We start from the raw sequence: 18,951 nt of genomic DNA on the forward strand, positions 1-18,951 counted from the left end.
TTAAGTTTTGGGATTTTTTATGCTATTTAACTAATTAAGGTTATGGTATAAAAATTATATAAAACTAATTCCCTTTTTCTTATTTTTGTTACAATGCAAAATACCATAATAAGCCACATTCCAAAGCAAGCTATCCCTAAGGTTTTAGAACTTTTAGAACATGATAATTTAACTGTTTTAGTAAAAAACGAAAGAAAGACTAGGCATGGCGATTATAGGAAATTACCAAACGGGAAACACCAAATAACAATAAATAATAATTTAAATAAATACCGTTTTCTAATTACGCTTGTACATGAAGTTGCTCATTTTGAAGCTTATAAAAACTACGGACGGCTTATTAAACCACACGGGTTAGAGTGGAAGCGTACGTTTCAACATTTAATGTTACCATTTATAAATCCAGAAGTTTTTCCATTAAATTTATTGCCTTTATTGGCAAGACACTTCAAAAATCCAAAAGCAAGTAGTGATACAGATTCTGATTTAGCTTATGCATTAAAGCAATTTGATGACTCTAGTAGCAACAAAACCTATGTTTTTGAGGTGCCTTTTGGAACTGTTTTTAAATTTAGAGATAAAAAAACTTTTAAAAAGGTTAGCAAACGTGTAAAACGTTTTGAATGTGTTGAAATTAGTACAGGAAAAGTGTATCTTTTCAGTCCCAATGCAGAAATAGATATTATAGAATAATGAGAGAAGAAAAGAATAAAAATTATTATGCCATATTAATGGCCGGAGGAGTAGGTTCAAGATTTTGGCCAGTGAGTACAACAGATTTTCCAAAGCAATTTCACGATATGTTAGGAACTGGAGATACGCTTATTCAAAAAACGTTTAATCGTTTAGCAACTTTAATTCCGAAGGAAAATATTTTTATTCTAACTAATGAGATCTATAACGATTTAGTTTTAGAGCAACTACCAGAGGTAACTAAAAGACAAGTTGTTTTAGAACCAGCAATGCGAAACACTGCACCTTGTATTTTATATGCTTCTTTAAAAATTCAAAAAGAAAATAAAGATGCAGTAATGATAGTTGCACCAAGCGATCATTGGATTGAAGATGAAAAAGCTTTTGTGGACAACGTGCAGCAAGCATTTAATTTTTGCGAAGGAAATAATGCATTAATGACTTTAGGTATCAAGCCAACGTTCCCAAATACAGGTTATGGTTACATAGAATACAATAAGGTTTCTAAGGACCCTATTAAATCTGTAAATCAATTTAGAGAAAAGCCAGATTACGAAACAGCTAAAAGCTTTATCGCTCAGGGTAATTTTTTATGGAATGCGGGAATTTTTATATGGAGTGCTAAAAGTGTAGTGGAAGCCTTTAAAAATAATCAACCAGAATTATTTCAACTCTTCGAAAACGGAATCAATACATATAATACAGATTTAGAAGACGATTTTATAAAAGATAATTATGGTAAAGCTGAAAATATTTCGGTAGACTACGCTATTATGGAAAAATCTGAAAACGTATTTGTTTTGCCTGCTACTTTCGATTGGAACGATCTTGGAACTTGGGGAAGTTTATACGACAAGTTAGAAAAAGATGAAGACAATAACGCTGTAGTAAATGCAAGAACATTAACCGAGGATGCCTCGGGAAACATGATACGTACCAAGACAAATAAAGTGGTGGTGGTAGATGGTTTAAAAGATTATATAATTGTGGATAAAGATGAAGTTTTACTTATTTATCCAAAGAAAAAAGAACAAGATATTAAAAAAGTGCTTCAAAAAGTGAAAGCTAAATTTGGAGACCATTTAGGATAATATATGAGTGACGAAAATAAATTTAATTTTGCTGAAGACTCTAAAAAAGATGAAGCAGAAATAATAAAAGAAGTAGCAGATAAAAAAGACGAAGCTGTACAGCAGTCTAAAGAAACGGTAAAGAAAGATGCAAAAAGTTTTTTTGAAAGCATAAAAAAATTCTTTATCGAACTTCTTGATTTTAGAGAAGACACAGATAGAGATGCTACAATAGAGGCAATTAAGGCAGATATTCCTTTTAAAGGAGCAACTGCATGGATTTTAATTTGTTCTATTTTTGTGGCCTCCATAGGCTTAAATGCTAATTCAACTGCAGTTGTAATTGGAGCCATGTTAATTTCTCCGCTAATGGGACCAATATTAGGTATTGGTTTAGCTATTGCAATTAACGATATCGATACTCTAAAACGATCGTTAATAAATTTAGCAACTATGATTGTGTTAAGTTTATTAACCGCTTTTCTATTCTTTTATTTCTTTCCATTAAGTGAAGATACCTCAGAACTTTTGGGGCGTGTAAGTCCAGATATTCGAGATGTATTAATAGCCTTTTTTGGTGGTTTAGCATTAATTATTGCGCGTACTAAAAAAGGAACAATTGCTTCTGTTATTTTTGGTGTAGCCATTGCAACAGCATTAATGCCGCCACTTTGTACAGCGGGTTATGGTCTGGCAAAAGGTAATTGGGTCTATTTTGGAGGAGCAATGAACCTGTTTACTATTAATACCATTTTTATTGCTTTGGCAACTTTTATAGTTTTAAAAGTATTGCGTTTTCCAATGCTTAAATATGCTAATTCGGCTAAGCGAAAAAGAATTGCACAATTTGCTGCACTTGTAGCAATTATTGTCATGATTTATCCAACTATTACTTTTGTAAAAGTTCTTAGAGAGAGTCAGTTAGAGATTAATTACGACAATTTTATTAAAAATGAAATTGCTCCTAATAGCGAACTTTGGTTTCAAAAAGGAATTCCTAATTATGAAGAAAAATTAATAACACTTTATTTTAATGGTGAAATTACTGAAGCTACAGAAGTAGATTTACGAAATGAGCTTAAAGGTTATGATAAAATAGGGGATTTTGAATTGAAAATTAATGGAAACAAAAATAGAAGTTTCGATAAAATTTCTGATGCTTATGATAGAGCAATAAGAATCTTAGATGAGAAAGATAATATTATTTTAGGCTTGCAAACAGAAGTCGGTAATTTAAGAAATGAACTGCAAAGAATTAATAACAGTAATAATACTATTTCATTCTCGATCTTGTCTAAAGATGCTAAAATAAAATTTAACGATTTACAGTATTTTGGTTATTCTAAAATGTTAGTATCTAATAATTTTACAACGGTAGATACCATAGATGTTGCAACTGCAAAATGGAATACAGGTATAAACGATAGTATCGCAAAAATTAAAGATGAAGAGTTAGTTAAATGGCTTAAAACAAAAATTAAAACAGATACAATTGTTTTAAAAAGAGAATAATCAAGACGTTATAGACTATGTTTTAAACGTATTTAAAAAGTTATAAATAAGTTTTATTTATTTTCTTTAATAATAGCTTCTCTTACTTTTTTAAATAAGTTCGAAGAATAAACAAAGTCTGTAACAACTTCATTATCTGTTCTAAAGATTGTGTCTTTACTACCTTCCCAGGCTTTTAATCCATCTTTTAGAAACATAATATGATCTCCAATTTCCATAACAGAGTTCATATCGTGAGTATTAATTACAGTTGTTATTTTATACTCTTCTGTAATTTCATGAATTAAATTATCTATTACAATTGCCGTTTTAGGATCTAAGCCAGAGTTAGGCTCATCGCAGAATAAGTATTTTGGATTGTTTACAATTGCTCTTGCAATGGCAACACGTTTTTGCATACCACCGGAAGCTTCACTAGGCATTTTGTTGTGAGCATCTTCAAGGTTTACACGCTTTAAAACAATGTTTGCACGATCTCGCATTTCGTCCTTTTTAAGCTTGGTAAACATACGTAATGGGAACATTACGTTTTCTTCAATAGTTAAAGAATCAAACAAAGCACTACCTTGAAATACCATGCCTATCTTTGCACGCATATCTCTTTTTTTGTCTTCAGATAAATCAGCGAAAATTTCACCATTGTATTCTATACTACCTTGCTCATAAGAGTATAAACCTAATAAGCATTTCAAAAACACAGATTTACCAGAACCACTTTGTCCAATAATTAAATTGGTTTGTCCTTGATGAAATGTTGCGCTAATACCTTTTAAAATATGAGCTTCTCCAAACGATTTATGTAAATTTTTTACTTCTATCATTAGCTTAGTAATAATTGAGTTGCTAAATAATTTATAATAATAATAGCGACACTAGTCCAAACAAAAGACGTCGTACTTGCTTTTCCAACTTCTAATGCACCACCTTTCATATAATACCCATGAAAAGAAGGGATTGTAGCTAATACAAAGGCAAATAAGAATGTTTTAATAAAAGCATAAACAATATGAAAAGGTTCAAACTCTTGTTGTATGCCAGTTATAAAATCATCTACAGATGCATAACCTCCATAAATACATGCCATTAATCCACCAATAACACCTAAGAACATAGCTATCGATATTACAAAAGGATAAAATGCCATTGCAACCAATTTTGGAAAAACAAGGTAGTTTAATGAGTTTATACCCATAACTTCTAAAGCATCAATTTGCTCTGTAACACGCATAGTTCCTATGCTAGAAGTAATAAATGAGCCTACTTTTCCTGCCATAATAATAGACATAAAGGTGGGAGCAAATTCTAATAGAATAGATTGCCTTGTGGCAAAACCAATTAATTCTTTCGGGATTAGAGGATTATCAATATTTAATGCTGTTTGAATGGTTACTACACCACCAACAAAAAAAGCAATAAACGCAACAATACCTATAGAACCAATTATTAAATCGTCTATATCTTTAAGTATAAGTTCTCTCATTACAGACCATTTCGTTGGTTTACGAAATAGCTCTATAATCATTAAAAAGTAAGTGCCAATATTATGTAGATACTGCATATAAGTATTGAAACGATTTTTGTTTCATTTTTAGTTTAAAAACCGAATTGTATTAATTGCTAAAGTATAAAAATCTAAAACCAATGTTCTATAAAATGTTATAATATATTCAGATAATTATAACAGGTATTTAACGCTATTTTTAAATTAGAATATTTTAAATAGTTTATTTTTGTCTTGTAAAACTAAAGCTTATAACATGAAATTTTTATCACGTATTTTTATATTACTATTCTTTTTTAACTGTACAGCACAGAATAAAGTATTGCAAACTAATGTAGAAAAAGAAGTGTCTCTACATGCTAAACCTAAATTAGTTATTGGTATTGTGGTTGACCAAATGAGATACGACTATTTAACGCGTTTTTATAGTAAGTTTGGAGACGATGGATTTAAACGCTTAATAAATGATGGTTTTAATTGTAAAAATAACCATTACAATTATGTGCCTACTTATACAGGACCAGGACATGCTTCAATTTTTACTGGAACGTCTCCAAAAAATCATGGAATAATTGCTAATTACTGGTATAATAAATTTAGTAAGAAAACCATGTATTGTGCAGACGACTCTACTGTTGTTGCTGTAGGTAGTACTACAGATGCAGATCGTATGTCTCCTCGTAACATGAAAACAACAACCTTTGCAGATGAGAATAGATTATTTACTCAAATGCGAGGAAAAACTATAGGGATATCTGTTAAAGATCGTGGTGCAATTTTACCAGCTGGTCACTCTGCAAATGCTGCTTATTGGTTTAGAGGTAAAGATGAAGGTAACTTTATTACTTCTAGTTATTATATGGATAATCTTCCAGAATGGGTAAAAGCTTTTAATGCAACTAATACTGCCGAAAACTATTTACGCGAATGGAATACATTATATGATATTAATACATATACAGAAAGTGGAAGTGATTTAAATACGTTTGAAGGCGGATTTAAAGGGAAAGAAAATGCTACTTTTCCTTATGATTTAGCAGTTTTAAAAGACGACAATAAAGGATTTGATATTATTAAAGCAACACCTTTTGGAAATAGTATAGTAGCAGATTTTGCAATCGAAGCACTTGCAGGAGAGCAATTAGGAAAAGATGATATTACAGATGTTTTAACGGTTAGTTTTTCTAGTACAGATTATGTTGGTCATAATTTTGGCGTTAACTCTAAAGAGGTTGAAGATACTTACATTAGATTAGATAAAGATTTAGATCGTTTATTTAAAGCTTTAGATGCCCAAGTAGGAGTAGGTGAGTATACTTTGTTTTTAACTTCAGATCATGGAGCAGTAGAAGTACCTGCATATTTGCAGAGCGCAAAAATACCTGCTGGATATTTTAATAAAAAAGAATTTAGAAAAAATCTAGATGCATTTTTATTAAAAAAATATGCTGCTTCAGATTTAATTGAGAGTTTTAGTAACGATCAAATATTTTTAAACAAAACACGATTAAAAACATTGAACTTAGACTTAAGAGAAGTACAATATGCTATTGTAAACGAAGTAATAAATTACAAAGATATTGATAAGGTGTATTCTTCTGAAACGATGCAGAATGCAACATTCTCTAATGGAATTGAAGCTTTAATTCAAAATGGTTACCACCAAAAGCGTTCTGGAGATATTATTATTATTAAAGATCCTGCTGTAATTAGTTATAGCGAAACTGGTTCTACTCATGGTTCTGGCTCTACTTTCGATACGCATGTACCATTATTATTTTACGGAAATGGTATTAAAAAAGGAAGCACATTAGCCAAAACTGAAATTATTGATATTGCTCCAACAATCTCTGCATTACTAGGAATAAGCTATCCTACAGGCACTACAGGTAGTGTGTTAGATTTTGTAATAGATTAAGGAGTAGTTCTTTTTTATAGTGGGTTTCTGCTAAGGCAGAAACTCATACTTATAAGTATTGTTAGGTAAAGTAAATAAATATTAAAGTATAGTATTTTAGTTCTTTTAAAACAGCTTAATGATCTTTAGAGTTTATTCTAATAGCATTTTCTGTCTTTAAAAATAAATATAGTACACTAAATAGAATTATAATAAGACCAATAATTAGTATTTGATTGGCACTAAAATCTATTACAATAAAGTTGATGCTTATAAGAAGCATTATAAATCCTATTAGCATCATTTTTTTAGCAGAATAAACTTGAGCAAAATCCCAATTTTGTTGGTTTTTCATGGATGCCGCAGTTCTGTAACCGTAAAGAGAATTTATTTTCTTTGGAGGAAATTTATACATTATAAATCCAACAATAATAAATACAATACCGCTTAAAGATAATGGATTAATTAAATGTTCTAGGAGTTCCAAAATCTACTTGTGTTTAGTTTACTTTCTGTAGATAAAGTAATTGTTAACCAATTCTATATAGGTTTGCTTAGCTTCATCATTAGTAATACCCTGAATTTGAAAAAGCGCATTGGTTTTAAAAGCATTAATAATAGGAGTACGACTACTTGGCCTTTCGTAGTTATTAGTAGCCTTTTTATAATAAGCATATAAACGTAGAAGGAAATCTGCAGGGAAAGGTTCTGTATGAGCGTTTATACGTTCTACAGCTTCATTAAATGCGATATCTATTTCTTCAGAAGTCATTTTCTTATAATTCGGCAATAATACTTTCGCCTCCTTTTACTTTTTCGTTTAGTTTTACTTTAATTTTCGTGTCTAAAGGTAAGTATAAATCTACTCTAGAACCAAATTTAATAAAACCAGAGTCACTACCTTGAACAGCAGTGTCATCTACTTTTGCATAATTTACAATACGTTTTGCAAGGGCTCCTGCAATTTGTCTGTATAATACTTTACCGTAAGTTTCATTCTCTACAACTACAGTTGTGCGTTCATTTTCTTCACTTGCTTTTGGATGCCAAGCGACTAAATATTTACCTGGATGGTATTTACTAAATAATACTTTTCCATTAATAGGGTAGCGTGTTACGTGCACATTTAAAGGAGACATAAAAACACTAACTTGTAATCTCTTTTCTTTAAAATATTCTTTTTCAAAGACTTCTTCAATTACAACAACTTTACCATCAACAGGTGATAATACATGGTTGTTATTGTTTACTGTGTTCCTTTTTGGGTTTCTAAAAAACTGAAGGATTAAATATAGAAATACTGCTAATGTTGCAAATACTAAATATTTAAGCCATGCAATATTTATGAAATCTGCAGCTAAATAAGATGCAATGACAATAATAAAAGTAATGACAATAATTTTATGGCCTTCTTTATGAAACATAGTGTAGAATTCTTAAAAATAAATATATAAATGGTGCGGCAAATATAATACTATCAAAACGGTCCAACAAACCACCATGACCTGGCATAATTACACCACTATCTTTTACGTTTGCTTGACGTTTAAATTTTGATTCGATTAAATCTCCAATAGTACCAATAACACTAATAATAACGGCTAAAATTAACCAGTTATTAAAGTTTAAAGTTTCGGTATAAGTGGCAATAAAATAACTTGCAATACATGAGAATAATAAGCCTCCAAGAAAGCCTTCTACTGTTTTTTTAGGCGAAATACTTGGAAACAGTTTTTGTTTACCAAAATTTTTACCAACTAAGTAAGCAAAAGAATCATTAACCCAAACAATAATAAAAGAACCTAATAAAAGTTTAGGAGTAAAGGTGTGATTAAAATTAGCTATTAATATTAAAAATACAAATGCACTAGAAACATAAAATGTAGTTAGTATAAAGCGCTTTGTTATAAATAAAGGTATTACTTTTTCTGAAAATAAATCTTTAATAAGTAGCAGCTGAACAAATATAGTTATGACTTGTAATATCTGTGTCGCTTCGTCTAATCCTTCTGAAGAATTCATAAGTAGCTGCCAATATCCAAATATAAAGTACAATATTGTAAATACAACGTAAGGTGCAAAGCTCTTTAAACCAATTAGTTTTTTAAACTCTGCAATAGCAATAATTCCAAAAACAAAAAACAGAATGATTAGTGCGTGCTGATTTAATAACGATGCTACAAGCAACGAAACAAATAGGATACCTGAAAGTGCTCTAGTAATGGTTTCTTTCATTAATTATAAATCTTCAAGAAGCAACAAATATAGGTTTTTTGAAGCACTACCATAGGTTAAAAAGTCTTTTTCATCAAGATCTTTAAAGTGCTTTATTGTAGTAATATTTGTTGGTATTTTCTGCGCGTTTTTGTTTTTTATTTGGCGTAATCCTTCGCCTATATTTGTAACAATCTGGCTTGTAGTTGCAAAGACTATAAAGTTGTTAGGGAACTCTATTAGTTTAGATTCTGCTATTTGATGAGAAGATATAAGTATAGAGCCATCGTCTGCAATTAAGTTTTCGCAAGTTGTAAAAAAATAGGTAGCATCTTTAAGCGAATCTATTTTTAGGTCTAAACTTTCGAAACGTTCTTTTAAATTTTTATCGTAAAAATAACCGGATTTATCTACCCAATTATTTTCTTGAAAAATAAGGTTAGTATTCTCAAATACTTCGTTTAAATTCTCGCAATACAAGAATTTACCACCATTAGCTTTAAAGTTTATTGTGAAACTTTCGTCTATTGGTAGTTTAACTTGAGGCATATATTTACCTCTATTATCGTTACTAATCTCCTCCTTCTTATTGTTAGATTTAGAACGGAAAAAGTTTTTAAAAATGCTCATTTATCTATTGCTATTAACCTAAGCCATTAACCTAATTATCAAATATAAAAAATCTCAAACTAACATAAGGGTTAATTTGAGATTTTAAGACTATTTTATTATTAAGTAGTACTTATTCTTCGTCTGCTTTCGTTTCTTTATTCTCTGTTAGGAGTTTTTCAGATGGTTTTTCTCCAGCAGTATCAAAAGGACGTTTTCCTAAAATTTCTTCTAGATCATCTTTAAAGATAACTTCTCTTTCCATAAGTCTTTGAGCTAATTTTTCTAACACATCACGTTTAGAAGTTAATAATTCTAAAGCACGATCGTATTGTGTTTCAACAATGTTTTTTATTTCATTATCAATAAGCTCAGCAGTACTTTCGCTATAAGGTTTTACAAAACCGCTTTCTCCAGCAGGATCGTAATATGTAATATTTCCAACCTTTTCGTTTAAGCCATATATCATAACCATAGCTTTTGCTTTTTTGGTTACATTTTCTAAATCGCTAAGTGCACCTGTAGAAATCTCGTTAAAAATTATTTTTTCGGCAGCACGTCCACCCATAGTAACACAAATTTCGTCTAAAAACTTGCTAGTTCTTGTAATGTATGCTTCTTGTGGTAAATACCATGCAGCACCTAAAGAACGTCCACGAGGAACAATAGTTACTTTAACTAACGGATCTGCGTGCTCTAAGAACCAACTTACAGTTGCATGTCCTGCTTCGTGATATGCTATTGTTCTTTTCTCTTCAACAGAGAAAAGGTGACTTCTTTTTTCTAATCCACCAATAATACGGTCTACAGCATCTAAGAAGTCTTGTTTATCAACTGCTTTTTTATTGTTTCTTGCTGCAATTAAGGCTGCTTCATTACATAGGTTAGCAATATCTGCACCAGAAAAACCAGGAGTCTGCTTTGCTAAGAAATCTAAATCTAAACCTTCAACCTTTTTTAATGGTCTTAAGTGTACATCAAAAATAGCACGTCTTTCAGTTAAATTAGGTAAGTCTACATGTATCTGTCTATCAAAACGTCCAGCACGCATTAAGGCTTTATCTAAAATATCGGCTCTGTTGGTTGCAGCTAATACAATAACATTTGTATTAGTACCAAATCCATCCATTTCTGTAAGTAATTGGTTTAATGTATTCTCACGCTCGTCGTTACTTCCGGACATTGCATTTTTACCTCTTGCTCTACCAATAGCATCAATTTCATCTATAAAAATAATAGCCGGAGATTTTTCTTTAGCTTGCTTAAATAAGTCTCTTACACGAGAGGCACCAACACCAACAAACATCTCAACAAAATCTGATCCAGATAATGAGAAGAATGGCACTTTTGCTTCACCAGCAACAGCTTTAGCTAATAAAGTTTTACCTGTTCCTGGAGGGCCTACTAGTAGAGCTCCTTTTGGAATTTTACCACCTAAAGAAGTGTACTTCTCTGGGTTTTTAAGGAAGTCTACAATCTCTTGTACTTCTTCTTTTGCTCCTTCTAAACCTGCAACATCTTTAAAAGTTGTTTTAACTTTAGTGTTTTCATCGAATAATTTGGCTTTAGATTTTCCAATGTTAAAAATCTGTCCACCAGCACCTCCGCCAGCTCCGCCAGACATACGACGCATAATAAAGATCCAAACACCAATTAATAGAATAAATGGTAACAGACTAAATAGTAAATCTGCTAGAACATTTTCTTCTCTGTCGTTATCGTACTTTGTAGTAAGATTGTTTTCGTCTATAATTTGAGTATACTTATCTTCAAAATTACTTAAGTCACCATATTGAAAAACATAGTTAGGTAATTCTGTAGATCCAAGTTTAAAACCTGTAGATACAGTTTTTGCGTGCTTTTTTAATTTTGCTGCATCGTCTGTAAGGTATACTTTTACATATCCTGTATTTTTAATAATATCAAAATGATCTATTTCACCAGCTTTTAAAGTTTCAAAAAACTCTATTGGTGTTATTTTTTTATTATCATTAGTATCACTAGTGCCAAAAACTTGAAATGCAATTAATGCAATTAAAAGCGCTCCAGAAATCCAATACGGATTAAACTTAGGTTTTTTAGGAGCTTGTGGTTTTTTATTTTCTGCCATGTATGGGTTTAAAATTTAGATTCGATAACTGTAGTCTTGGCATCACCCCAAAGACTTTCAATATCATAATATTCGCGAATATGCTTTTGGAAAACATGTACTACAACATTTACGTAATCCATTAAAATCCATTCAGCATTGTCTTCTCCTTCAATATGCCAAGGCTTATCTTTAAGTTCTTTGCTTACCTTTTTTTGTATTGAGCTAACAATGGCGTTAACTTGAGTGTTAGAAGTTCCTTCGCAAATTATAAAATAATCGCAAACAGTATTATCAATCTCTCTTAGGTCTAGAATAATTGTTTCTTTTCCTTTTACATCTTCAATGCCACTAATAATTGTTGCTATTAGTGTATCTACATTTGCTTGTTTTTTAGTCATTAATGAAATTTAATTTGTGCAAAGTTATTATTTTTTGGTTCTTTATACTTTAAAATTATTATAAACATTTGTTATAAAAATTTAATCACGAAGATAACCAATTTATATGCGTATAATCAAACTTGATGCCATCGATTCTACAAATACTTTTCTTAAAGAGATTAGTAGTGCAGAAACACTTGAAGATTATACAGTTGTTGTTGCAAAACAACAGACCAACGGGCGTGGACAAATGGGTAAGTTGTGGGAAGCGAAAGCAGGTGAGAACCTTACGTTTAGTATGTTTAAAGGTGTTAGAGGTTTAACCTTTTCTAATCAGTTTTATCTTAGTGTTGTTACTTCTCTTGCATTGTATAACACGTTAAAAGTGTATAATGTGCCTAATTTATTTGTAAAATGGCCTAACGACATTTTGTCAGCGAATAAGAAAATAGCTGGTGTTTTAATTGAGAATGTTGTAAAACAAAACAGATTAGAGTATTCTATTATTGGTATTGGCTTAAATGTTAACCAAACTGAGTTTAATAATTTAACAAGTGCTACTTCTTTAAAAGAATGTTGTGGTAAATATTTCGATTTAGATGAAATACTCTATAAATTTTTAATTGAGTTTAAAAGCGCTTACAAAAGGCTAGAGTCTAAATCTTTTGAGTCGCTAAAGGCAGATTATGAGTCTAAACTCTTTAGAAAAAATAAACCTTCAACATTTAAAAATATTGAAGGCGATTTATTTTCAGGTTTCATAAAAGGTATTTCTTCTAATGGAAATTTAGTCGTCTTATTAGAAGATGAAATTATTAAAGAATTTACTTTAAATGAAATTACTTTATTGTATTAAGTAGTCTGTGTTTTTATACAGCAGCTACCATATTTGTTGCTAATGTGTCTATGAAATTACTTATTGGTCTTTTAATCATCATAGCCATCATAGCATTAAATTCACCATCAAAGTTAAGTTTTACTTCACTTTTGTTACTGTCTATTTCTGTAATGGTCGCTATTAAAGAAAAATCTAATTTACCACCAGCAGCACCAAGTACTATTTTATTGTTAGGTACTGTCTCTTTCTTTTTAAGCACAATCTCTGGCATTCCTTTTAATGCGAATAGAAATTTGTCTTCACCAAGAAGTTCAAACTTACTTATAGTATCTGGCATAAGTGTTTCAAAGTTTTTAACATCGCTTAAAAAATTGAAAGTCTCTTCTGCAGATTTTTCTATTGTTACTTTTTGTGATTCTAAATTCATATTAGGTAGTGTAATTATTAATTCTTTATAATAGCTAAAATAGCCTTTTTCATGTATTTAGATATCAAGAAGCATTCCATTCGCTTGGATTACTGTTCCAGGCAGACAAAGTTTCTAATTGTTCTTCTTTAATGTAGTTAGTTTCGGCAGCTTCAATAAGCAGGTTGTCATAGTTACTTAAAGTTTGCAAGTCTATGTTTTCTGCTTCAAAGTTAGCTTTGGCAACATCAAAACCATAAGTAAATATGGCAACCATACCCTTTACGTTTACATTTGCTTCTTTTAAAGCTCTTACAGCATTAAGACTACTCTTACCTGTACTAATAAGATCTTCTACAACAACAACATTTTGTCCGCTTTCAATAAAACCTTCAATTTGGTTTTGGCGACCATGTCCTTTTGCTTCAGGTCTTACATATATAAAAGGTAATCCTAAATATTCAGCTACTAGTATACCAATACCTATTGCTCCGGTTGCAACACCAGCAATAGCATCTGGTTTTCCATAATGCTGTTCTATAAATTTAGCCATTTCCTCTCGAACATAATTTCTTACGGGAGGGAATGATAAAATAATACGGTTGTCGCAATAAATAGGAGATTTCCATCCAGAAGCCCATGTAAATGGCTCTTTAGGACTTAATTTTATAGCGTTAATTTGTAATAATACCTTAGCGGCTTGCCTTGCAATGTGTTTGTCGAAAATCATAGGAGCAAAAATAAACAATAATTTAAATTTATTGGCTTAGATATAAAGCTAAAAAATAATTTTTTAAGAGGTGCTTAACTAAAATAAAAATAATATTTTTACAAAAGTTAACTATTAGCTAGATCCCAAATTATGCATTACATTTTTGTAAACGATAAACCAATCATTCTAACAACTTTAGTTGAGAAGGAAACAGACTTTAAAAATTTCCTTTTAAAAGATGTTGATATTGAACAGGCTTTAAAAGTGTTAAAAAAGAAAAGAATAAAATCTATTAGATTTATTCATCATAATGAAGACACAATTCTAAAAAAGTTTCTAAAAAAATTACCAAATGTTATTGCAGGTGGAGGTAAGGTGTATAATAAGAATAATGAAATCTTATTTATTTACAGAAACAATAAGTGGGATTTACCAAAAGGTAAAGCCGAAAAAAGAGAGTCTATTGAAGCTACTGCAATTCGTGAAGTAGAAGAAGAGACAGGTGTTTCGGGATTAAAAATAGATAAGCCTTTAGAGACAACCTATCATATTTTTAAAAGAAATGATAAGTTGAAAATAAAAATCACTTATTGGTTTAAAATGACAACCAATTTTGAAGGAGAATTATTTCCTCAAGAAGAAGAAGGTATTACTAAAGTACAGTGGCTTAATAGCGAAGAATCTGCTCAAGCATTAACAAACTCTTATGCAAATATTAGGCGATTGGTTTAAGTCTTTTTTTTTAGAAATAACGTTTTAAAAATCCCCTAAAGTATCTTAAAAAATAGTTAAATATGGTTTTTTACACCCTTTAAAGGGATTAATTGTATTATGACTAAAATATTATACAGTTAAATATTGTTTTTTTATTTTTCCGCGTTATTACTAATTAAAATTAATTAATCATGGAAAAAAAATTACCTATTTACTTCCCTCAGGTTAAAAGGTTGCAGAACTTTTTAATGCTCTTTGTATTGTGCTTTTCAATACAATCTTACGCAACAACTATAGAAACATTTGAATCTAGCGAAGACACTTATTGTGGGTCTATTTCTGGTTTTGAGTTTTCTAATGGGAATTCATCTACACCAATTCAATATGGTGGAGAGTATATATTGTCAGAATTACCAAGTAATTTTTATGTAAACTTAAAAGTTAATGGCTATTTAAGAAGTGCAAACTTTAGATTAGTAAATTTAGATACTGGTCAATATTACAATATTAACGAAAGTTCATTACCTTATACGTTTCCAGGAGGAAATGGAGCATGGTCTTATGGAACAGGTAGATTTAAGGTTGTAGCAAAAGTATATAAGTATAATAATTGTAATGGATGGTATTGTGATAAAGAAGTAACTAAATTCACAATAACAAATAATCCTTCTTGTGGTACTATTTCTGGATTCGAATTCACAAATGGAAATTCTTCAGTAACAATAGAGGACAATGGAGAATATTCTTTAGATCAATTGCCAAATAATTTTTATGCTGATATTATTGTAGATGGTTTTTCTGAAAGTGCAAGTATTAAAGTTAAGAACAAAAATACTGGTCAACAATATACAATAGGTGAAAACTATTTACCATATACATTCCCTGGAGGAAACGGAGCTTGGAATTTACCAGCTGCAGAATATGAAATTGAAGCTAAAATATTTAAATACGCTAATTGTGCTGGTTCATATTGTGACAGAGAAAAAATTAGTTTCACACTAACAAATTCATCGTCTTGTGGTGAAATTGATGGTTTAGTATTCTCTAATGGAACAAATACAATTGCTATTGCTAATGGTGGTAGTTACGATGTTGCTTCGTTACCATATAACTTTTATGTAGATGTTGTAGTGTCTGGAATGACAGAAAGTGCTTCTCATAAAATAACAAACTTAGATACTGGAGAGGTATTTAATAATGGGACTAATTCTTTTCCTTATACTTACCCAAGTGGAAACCAAGCGTGGAATTTAGGAACAGGAACTTTTCAATTTTATTCAGAGATATTTAAGTACGACAATTGCGTAGGTACAAGATGCGATCACATTTGTTACACTTTTACTATTTACGAGCAAAATTGTGGAGACATAGCAGAGCTGCAATTCTCTAATGGTACAGATACTCTTACCATTGAAGATGGAGAAGCTTATAATATTAATAACTTACCATCTAACTTTTATATAGATGCAATTGTAAGTGGAGCATCAGAAAGTGTTAGACTTGAGGTTGAAAATCTAGAGACAAACGAAGAGTACTCTATAATAGAGAACTATATACCATATACTTTTCCAGCAGGAAACGGTGCTTGGAATTTAGGATTAGGTACTTTTGAGGTTAAAGCATCAATGTATAGCGGTAATTATTGTAATAGTACACTTTGCGATGAAAAGACACTTACATTTACAATTACAGATGAAAATACATTATGTGAAGTAAATACAGGTACTATAACATTAGATAATAGTATTATTTCTATTCTTAATTTAAGTTCGCCAGTAACAGTTAATATAGTTTCAAATGGAGACGCAGTTGTGCCACAAGGATACAATACTGCAATTCTTTTATCTAGAACAAATTCAAGTAACAATACTGTAATTGAGGAGTATAAGTTGTCTAGTAACTTTTTCTTCTTTGCTAATGGGTATAATTCTATAGGTGATTATAAAATACATTCATTAGTTTACAATCCAACATCTTTAGATTTAAGTTCTATTTCTGTTGGTAACACTACAATTACAGATGTAGCAAATACAATAAGTGGTAATGATGTTTGTGCATCGTTTGATGAAGTTGGTGTACCATTCTCTATTATGGCACCTCCACCTAGAATTGCAGAAGAAACATCAACAGAAGGAACCCCAATAAAAGGAGAAACTCTTGTTAGTGAAGAAGTAGATGAGACGGTTGAGATAGAGCCTGTTGTTGAAGTGGAAGTACTACCAAGCACAAAAAATAACGTAGATATTAAATTATATCCTAATCCAGTAGTAGATAACTTAAATGTTGAGTTATTATTATTAGATGCAGAGGTAATGAAATATAATATGGTAGATTTAAATGGAAGACAGGTGCTTCAAGGTTCTTTCGATAACTCTACTTTTGGTAAAACAAGCGTAGATGTTAACGGGTTATCTAATGGGGTATATATAATAACTTTTAGATCTAACTTTAGAACATTTAGTAAAAAGATTCAAGTTAATCACTAATGTAATTAACGAGTTAAATTTTAAAAGGCCACTACAACTGTAGTGGCCTTTTTTATTTGTTATTAATGTAATACTCTATAAACAGGATATTGTAAATGAGCTTTTTCGTAGTTTTTACTGTGTTTATGAAGCCAATCTAACTGTGCATACCAACTTTTGGCAAAGTCTAAATTAGCACTTTTTTTTACTTCAAATTTAGCTTTTAATACATAGTCTTTATTTAAAATCTCCAAGGCTTTGTCTTCCCAAACATAGGCAGAAAAACCTTCTTTTTGCTGTAAAATAGTATCGAAAAAATTCCAATTAAAAAAGGAGTCTGGAGCCTGAGGTTCTAATGTCTCTATAATGTATCTAAAACTTGGTTGATTTGTTTTAATAACATAATCTCCTTCTTTAAAAGTTATTGTTTTTTCTTTAGACGAAATAGAGGTGTCAAAATGGAGGTAGTGTCCTTCGTATGGTGTTTTCTTACTTTTGTAATCTTCAATCCTATAGCTTTCTACAGTTAATGTAGAATCTTTTTTTAGCTGAAACATATTAGTATTGTTCAGCTTTAATAATTCGATAACAGTATACCAACCTTGTGGAATAATATAAGCCTTCGGGATTGTTACTTCAATATTTGGTTTAAAGTAATTCTGATAATTTACCTCTTTTTCAAATGGCTTTTGTCTATTGTATTTTAGGCGATTTTTTCCAGTAACTTTACTAGTTATAACTTCGCCTTCAAAACCTTTAAAGTTTAGGGTAGACTGTTTTAACGTGTCTATTTCCCAATTTAAGGTGTAAGTTTTTTGCGTAATAAAATTGGTGTTAGCATCTTTACGTAGTTGCTTTATTTTTTTACCATCATTTTCGGTTATCTCAATCATACTTTTCATTAACTCATAAGTCCCTTCAACACGTTGTTTGTATGGTTTTAGCATGTGTGTTTCTACCATCATCCCTAAAGTATTAAAGAGTGTTGTGTAACCTGTAGAGTAACGAGGAGAATCTTTAAATTGAGAAAAACCATTATCGGGAACTCTGTTGTAAACATTAACATAAGGAGTAATGTCCCATTCTTTATCTGCTAGTTTTTGCTCTAAATTTGGCATCATTTCAGTATGTATATAGTTGCCTAAATCTCCACCAAGTTTATTGTGTTGTGTAAATAAATGAGTTAAAGTGTATTGGTAATCTGCACCATTACTAACATGGTTGTCTATAAATACATCTGGTTGCACTAAGTGAAATATCTCTGCAAAAGATTTAGCATTTTTAGTATCACATTTAATGAAATCTCTGTTTAAATCGTAATTTCTAGCATTTCCTCTAAAACCATATTCTTTAGGTCCGTTTTGGTTTGTTCTAGAAGTAGAGTTTCTATTTAAACTACCTCCAATATTATAAATAGGTATAGTAACAATTACGGTGCTATCTGGCATTGCTATTTTGCCTTCAGCAAGATCGCGATATAGCATCATGGTTGCATCTATTCCATCGCTTTCTCCAGGATGAATGCCATTATTTATTAAAAGAATGCGTTTGTTTTTTCTTATCTCCGAAAAATCAAAGTTTTTGCCTTTATTAAGTGTAATAATATGAAGCGGTTTCCCGGAATCTGTTTCTCCTATAGAATCGATAGCTATAGAAGTGTATTCTTTAGATAGAGCTCTGTAATATGTAATAGTTTCGGCATAAGTTGCAGTTTCTAAGCCGTTCGATTTTTCGAAAACTGTTGTAAAATCGAAATTAGTTTTAGTCTCGCAGCTAAAACTAATAATAACAAGTAAGAGTATAAGTATTTTCTTCATTTTAAATTATTTAATAATAGAGAATGAAACA

Annotated in this window: 19 protein-coding genes; 7 read left to right on the forward strand and 12 right to left on the reverse strand. The window is 30.6% G+C overall.

Annotated elements, in window-relative coordinates:
• Positions 1-93 precede the first annotated feature (93 nt).
• From Q0935_RS08740 to Q0935_RS08750, 3 genes are read left to right on the forward strand one after another with little or no spacing between them, the layout of a single operon-like run.
• Positions 94-693: a SprT-like domain-containing protein gene (locus Q0935_RS08740; RefSeq protein ID WP_299384809.1), complete on the forward strand. Its 600-nt coding sequence runs from the start codon at positions 94-96 to the stop codon at positions 691-693.
• Positions 693-1,784: a mannose-1-phosphate guanylyltransferase gene (locus tag Q0935_RS08745; RefSeq protein ID WP_299384814.1), complete on the forward strand. Its 1,092-nt coding sequence runs from the start codon at positions 693-695 to the stop codon at positions 1,782-1,784. Before Q0935_RS08740 ends, Q0935_RS08745 begins: the two co-directional genes overlap by 1 nt.
• Positions 1,785-1,787: 3 nt before the next feature.
• Positions 1,788-3,275 (forward strand): DUF389 domain-containing protein, encoded by a 1,488-nt coding sequence (locus Q0935_RS08750; RefSeq protein ID WP_299384824.1) that lies wholly within the window; start codon positions 1,788-1,790, stop codon positions 3,273-3,275.
• Between the two features lie 53 nt (positions 3,276-3,328).
• On the opposite strand, the gene Q0935_RS08755 is transcribed toward Q0935_RS08750, so the two are convergent.
• Positions 3,329-4,096 (reverse strand): ABC transporter ATP-binding protein, encoded by a 768-nt coding sequence (locus Q0935_RS08755; protein ID WP_299251424.1) that lies wholly within the window; start codon positions 4,094-4,096, stop codon positions 3,329-3,331.
• Entirely contained in the window at positions 4,096-4,833 is a 738-nt protein-coding gene (locus Q0935_RS08760; protein ID WP_299251426.1) for an ABC transporter permease, read from the reverse strand. Before Q0935_RS08760 ends, Q0935_RS08755 begins: the two co-directional genes overlap by 1 nt.
• Positions 4,834-5,032: 199 nt before the next feature.
• Here Q0935_RS08760 and pafA point away from each other — a divergent pair, with 199 nt between their 5' ends.
• Positions 5,033-6,694 carry an alkaline phosphatase PafA gene (gene pafA / locus Q0935_RS08765; RefSeq protein ID WP_299384829.1) on the forward strand — a complete coding sequence of 554 codons (1,662 nt, stop codon included), beginning with the start codon at positions 5,033-5,035 and terminating at the stop codon, positions 6,692-6,694.
• A gap of 115 nt (positions 6,695-6,809) precedes the next feature.
• Here the strand turns inward: pafA and Q0935_RS08770 are convergent, their stop codons facing one another.
• The 7 genes from Q0935_RS08770 to rsfS all read right to left on the reverse strand — a co-directional run bounded on the left by Q0935_RS08770 (position 6,810) and on the right by rsfS (position 11,986).
• Positions 6,810-7,160: an SdpI family protein gene (locus Q0935_RS08770; RefSeq protein WP_299384834.1), complete on the reverse strand. Its 351-nt coding sequence runs from the start codon at positions 7,158-7,160 to the stop codon at positions 6,810-6,812.
• 18 nt (positions 7,161-7,178) lie between these two features.
• Positions 7,179-7,445 carry an acyl-CoA-binding protein gene (locus tag Q0935_RS08775; RefSeq protein ID WP_055435462.1) on the reverse strand — a complete coding sequence of 89 codons (267 nt, stop codon included), beginning with the start codon at positions 7,443-7,445 and terminating at the stop codon, positions 7,179-7,181.
• A 4-nt stretch (positions 7,446-7,449) separates the two neighbouring features.
• Entirely contained in the window at positions 7,450-8,097 is a 648-nt protein-coding gene (locus Q0935_RS08780) for a phosphatidylserine decarboxylase family protein (RefSeq protein ID WP_299251433.1), read from the reverse strand.
• Complete coding sequence (locus Q0935_RS08785) at positions 8,087-8,908, reverse strand: phosphatidate cytidylyltransferase (RefSeq protein ID WP_299251435.1); 822 nt, start codon at positions 8,906-8,908, stop codon at positions 8,087-8,089. Before Q0935_RS08785 ends, Q0935_RS08780 begins: the two co-directional genes overlap by 11 nt.
• Before the next feature lie 3 nt (positions 8,909-8,911).
• Positions 8,912-9,517, reverse strand: a complete 606-nt coding sequence (locus tag Q0935_RS08790; RefSeq protein ID WP_299251437.1) for an LUD domain-containing protein — start codon at positions 9,515-9,517, stop codon at positions 8,912-8,914.
• A gap of 112 nt (positions 9,518-9,629) precedes the next feature.
• Positions 9,630-11,606 carry an ATP-dependent zinc metalloprotease FtsH gene (gene ftsH, locus Q0935_RS08795; protein WP_299251439.1) on the reverse strand — a complete coding sequence of 659 codons (1,977 nt, stop codon included), beginning with the start codon at positions 11,604-11,606 and terminating at the stop codon, positions 9,630-9,632.
• A gap of 8 nt (positions 11,607-11,614) precedes the next feature.
• Positions 11,615-11,986: a ribosome silencing factor gene (gene rsfS / locus Q0935_RS08800; RefSeq protein ID WP_055435457.1), complete on the reverse strand. Its 372-nt coding sequence runs from the start codon at positions 11,984-11,986 to the stop codon at positions 11,615-11,617.
• Positions 11,987-12,092: 106 nt separating this feature from the next.
• Between rsfS and Q0935_RS08805 the strand changes: the two genes are divergently transcribed.
• Positions 12,093-12,824, forward strand: coding sequence for a biotin--[acetyl-CoA-carboxylase] ligase (locus Q0935_RS08805; RefSeq protein ID WP_299384843.1), 732 nt, complete (start codon positions 12,093-12,095; stop codon positions 12,822-12,824).
• Between the two features lie 13 nt (positions 12,825-12,837).
• Here Q0935_RS08805 and Q0935_RS08810 read toward each other — a convergent pair whose 3' ends face one another.
• On the reverse strand, positions 12,838-13,233 hold the full coding sequence (locus Q0935_RS08810; RefSeq protein ID WP_299384845.1) for an SRPBCC family protein: 396 nt from the start codon (positions 13,231-13,233) through the stop codon (positions 12,838-12,840).
• 64 nt (positions 13,234-13,297) lie between these two features.
• Entirely contained in the window at positions 13,298-13,942 is a 645-nt protein-coding gene (gene pyrE, locus Q0935_RS08815) for an orotate phosphoribosyltransferase (RefSeq protein ID WP_299251448.1), read from the reverse strand.
• A gap of 132 nt (positions 13,943-14,074) precedes the next feature.
• Between pyrE and Q0935_RS08820 the strand changes: the two genes are divergently transcribed.
• Positions 14,075-14,656 (forward strand): NUDIX domain-containing protein, encoded by a 582-nt coding sequence (locus Q0935_RS08820; protein WP_299251451.1) that lies wholly within the window; start codon positions 14,075-14,077, stop codon positions 14,654-14,656.
• 173 nt (positions 14,657-14,829) lie between these two features.
• On the forward strand, positions 14,830-17,124 hold the full coding sequence (locus Q0935_RS08825) for a T9SS type A sorting domain-containing protein (RefSeq protein ID WP_299384847.1): 2,295 nt from the start codon (positions 14,830-14,832) through the stop codon (positions 17,122-17,124).
• Positions 17,125-17,186: 62 nt separating this feature from the next.
• Here the strand turns inward: Q0935_RS08825 and Q0935_RS08830 are convergent, their stop codons facing one another.
• Complete coding sequence (locus tag Q0935_RS08830; RefSeq protein ID WP_299384851.1) at positions 17,187-18,920, reverse strand: M14 family metallopeptidase; 1,734 nt, start codon at positions 18,918-18,920, stop codon at positions 17,187-17,189.
• Positions 18,921-18,951: the final 31 nt, after the last annotated feature.

Origin of the sequence: uncultured Lacinutrix sp. (assembly GCF_947500605.1) — a bacterium.
Classification (GTDB): Bacteria; Bacteroidota; Bacteroidia; order Flavobacteriales; family Flavobacteriaceae; genus Lacinutrix.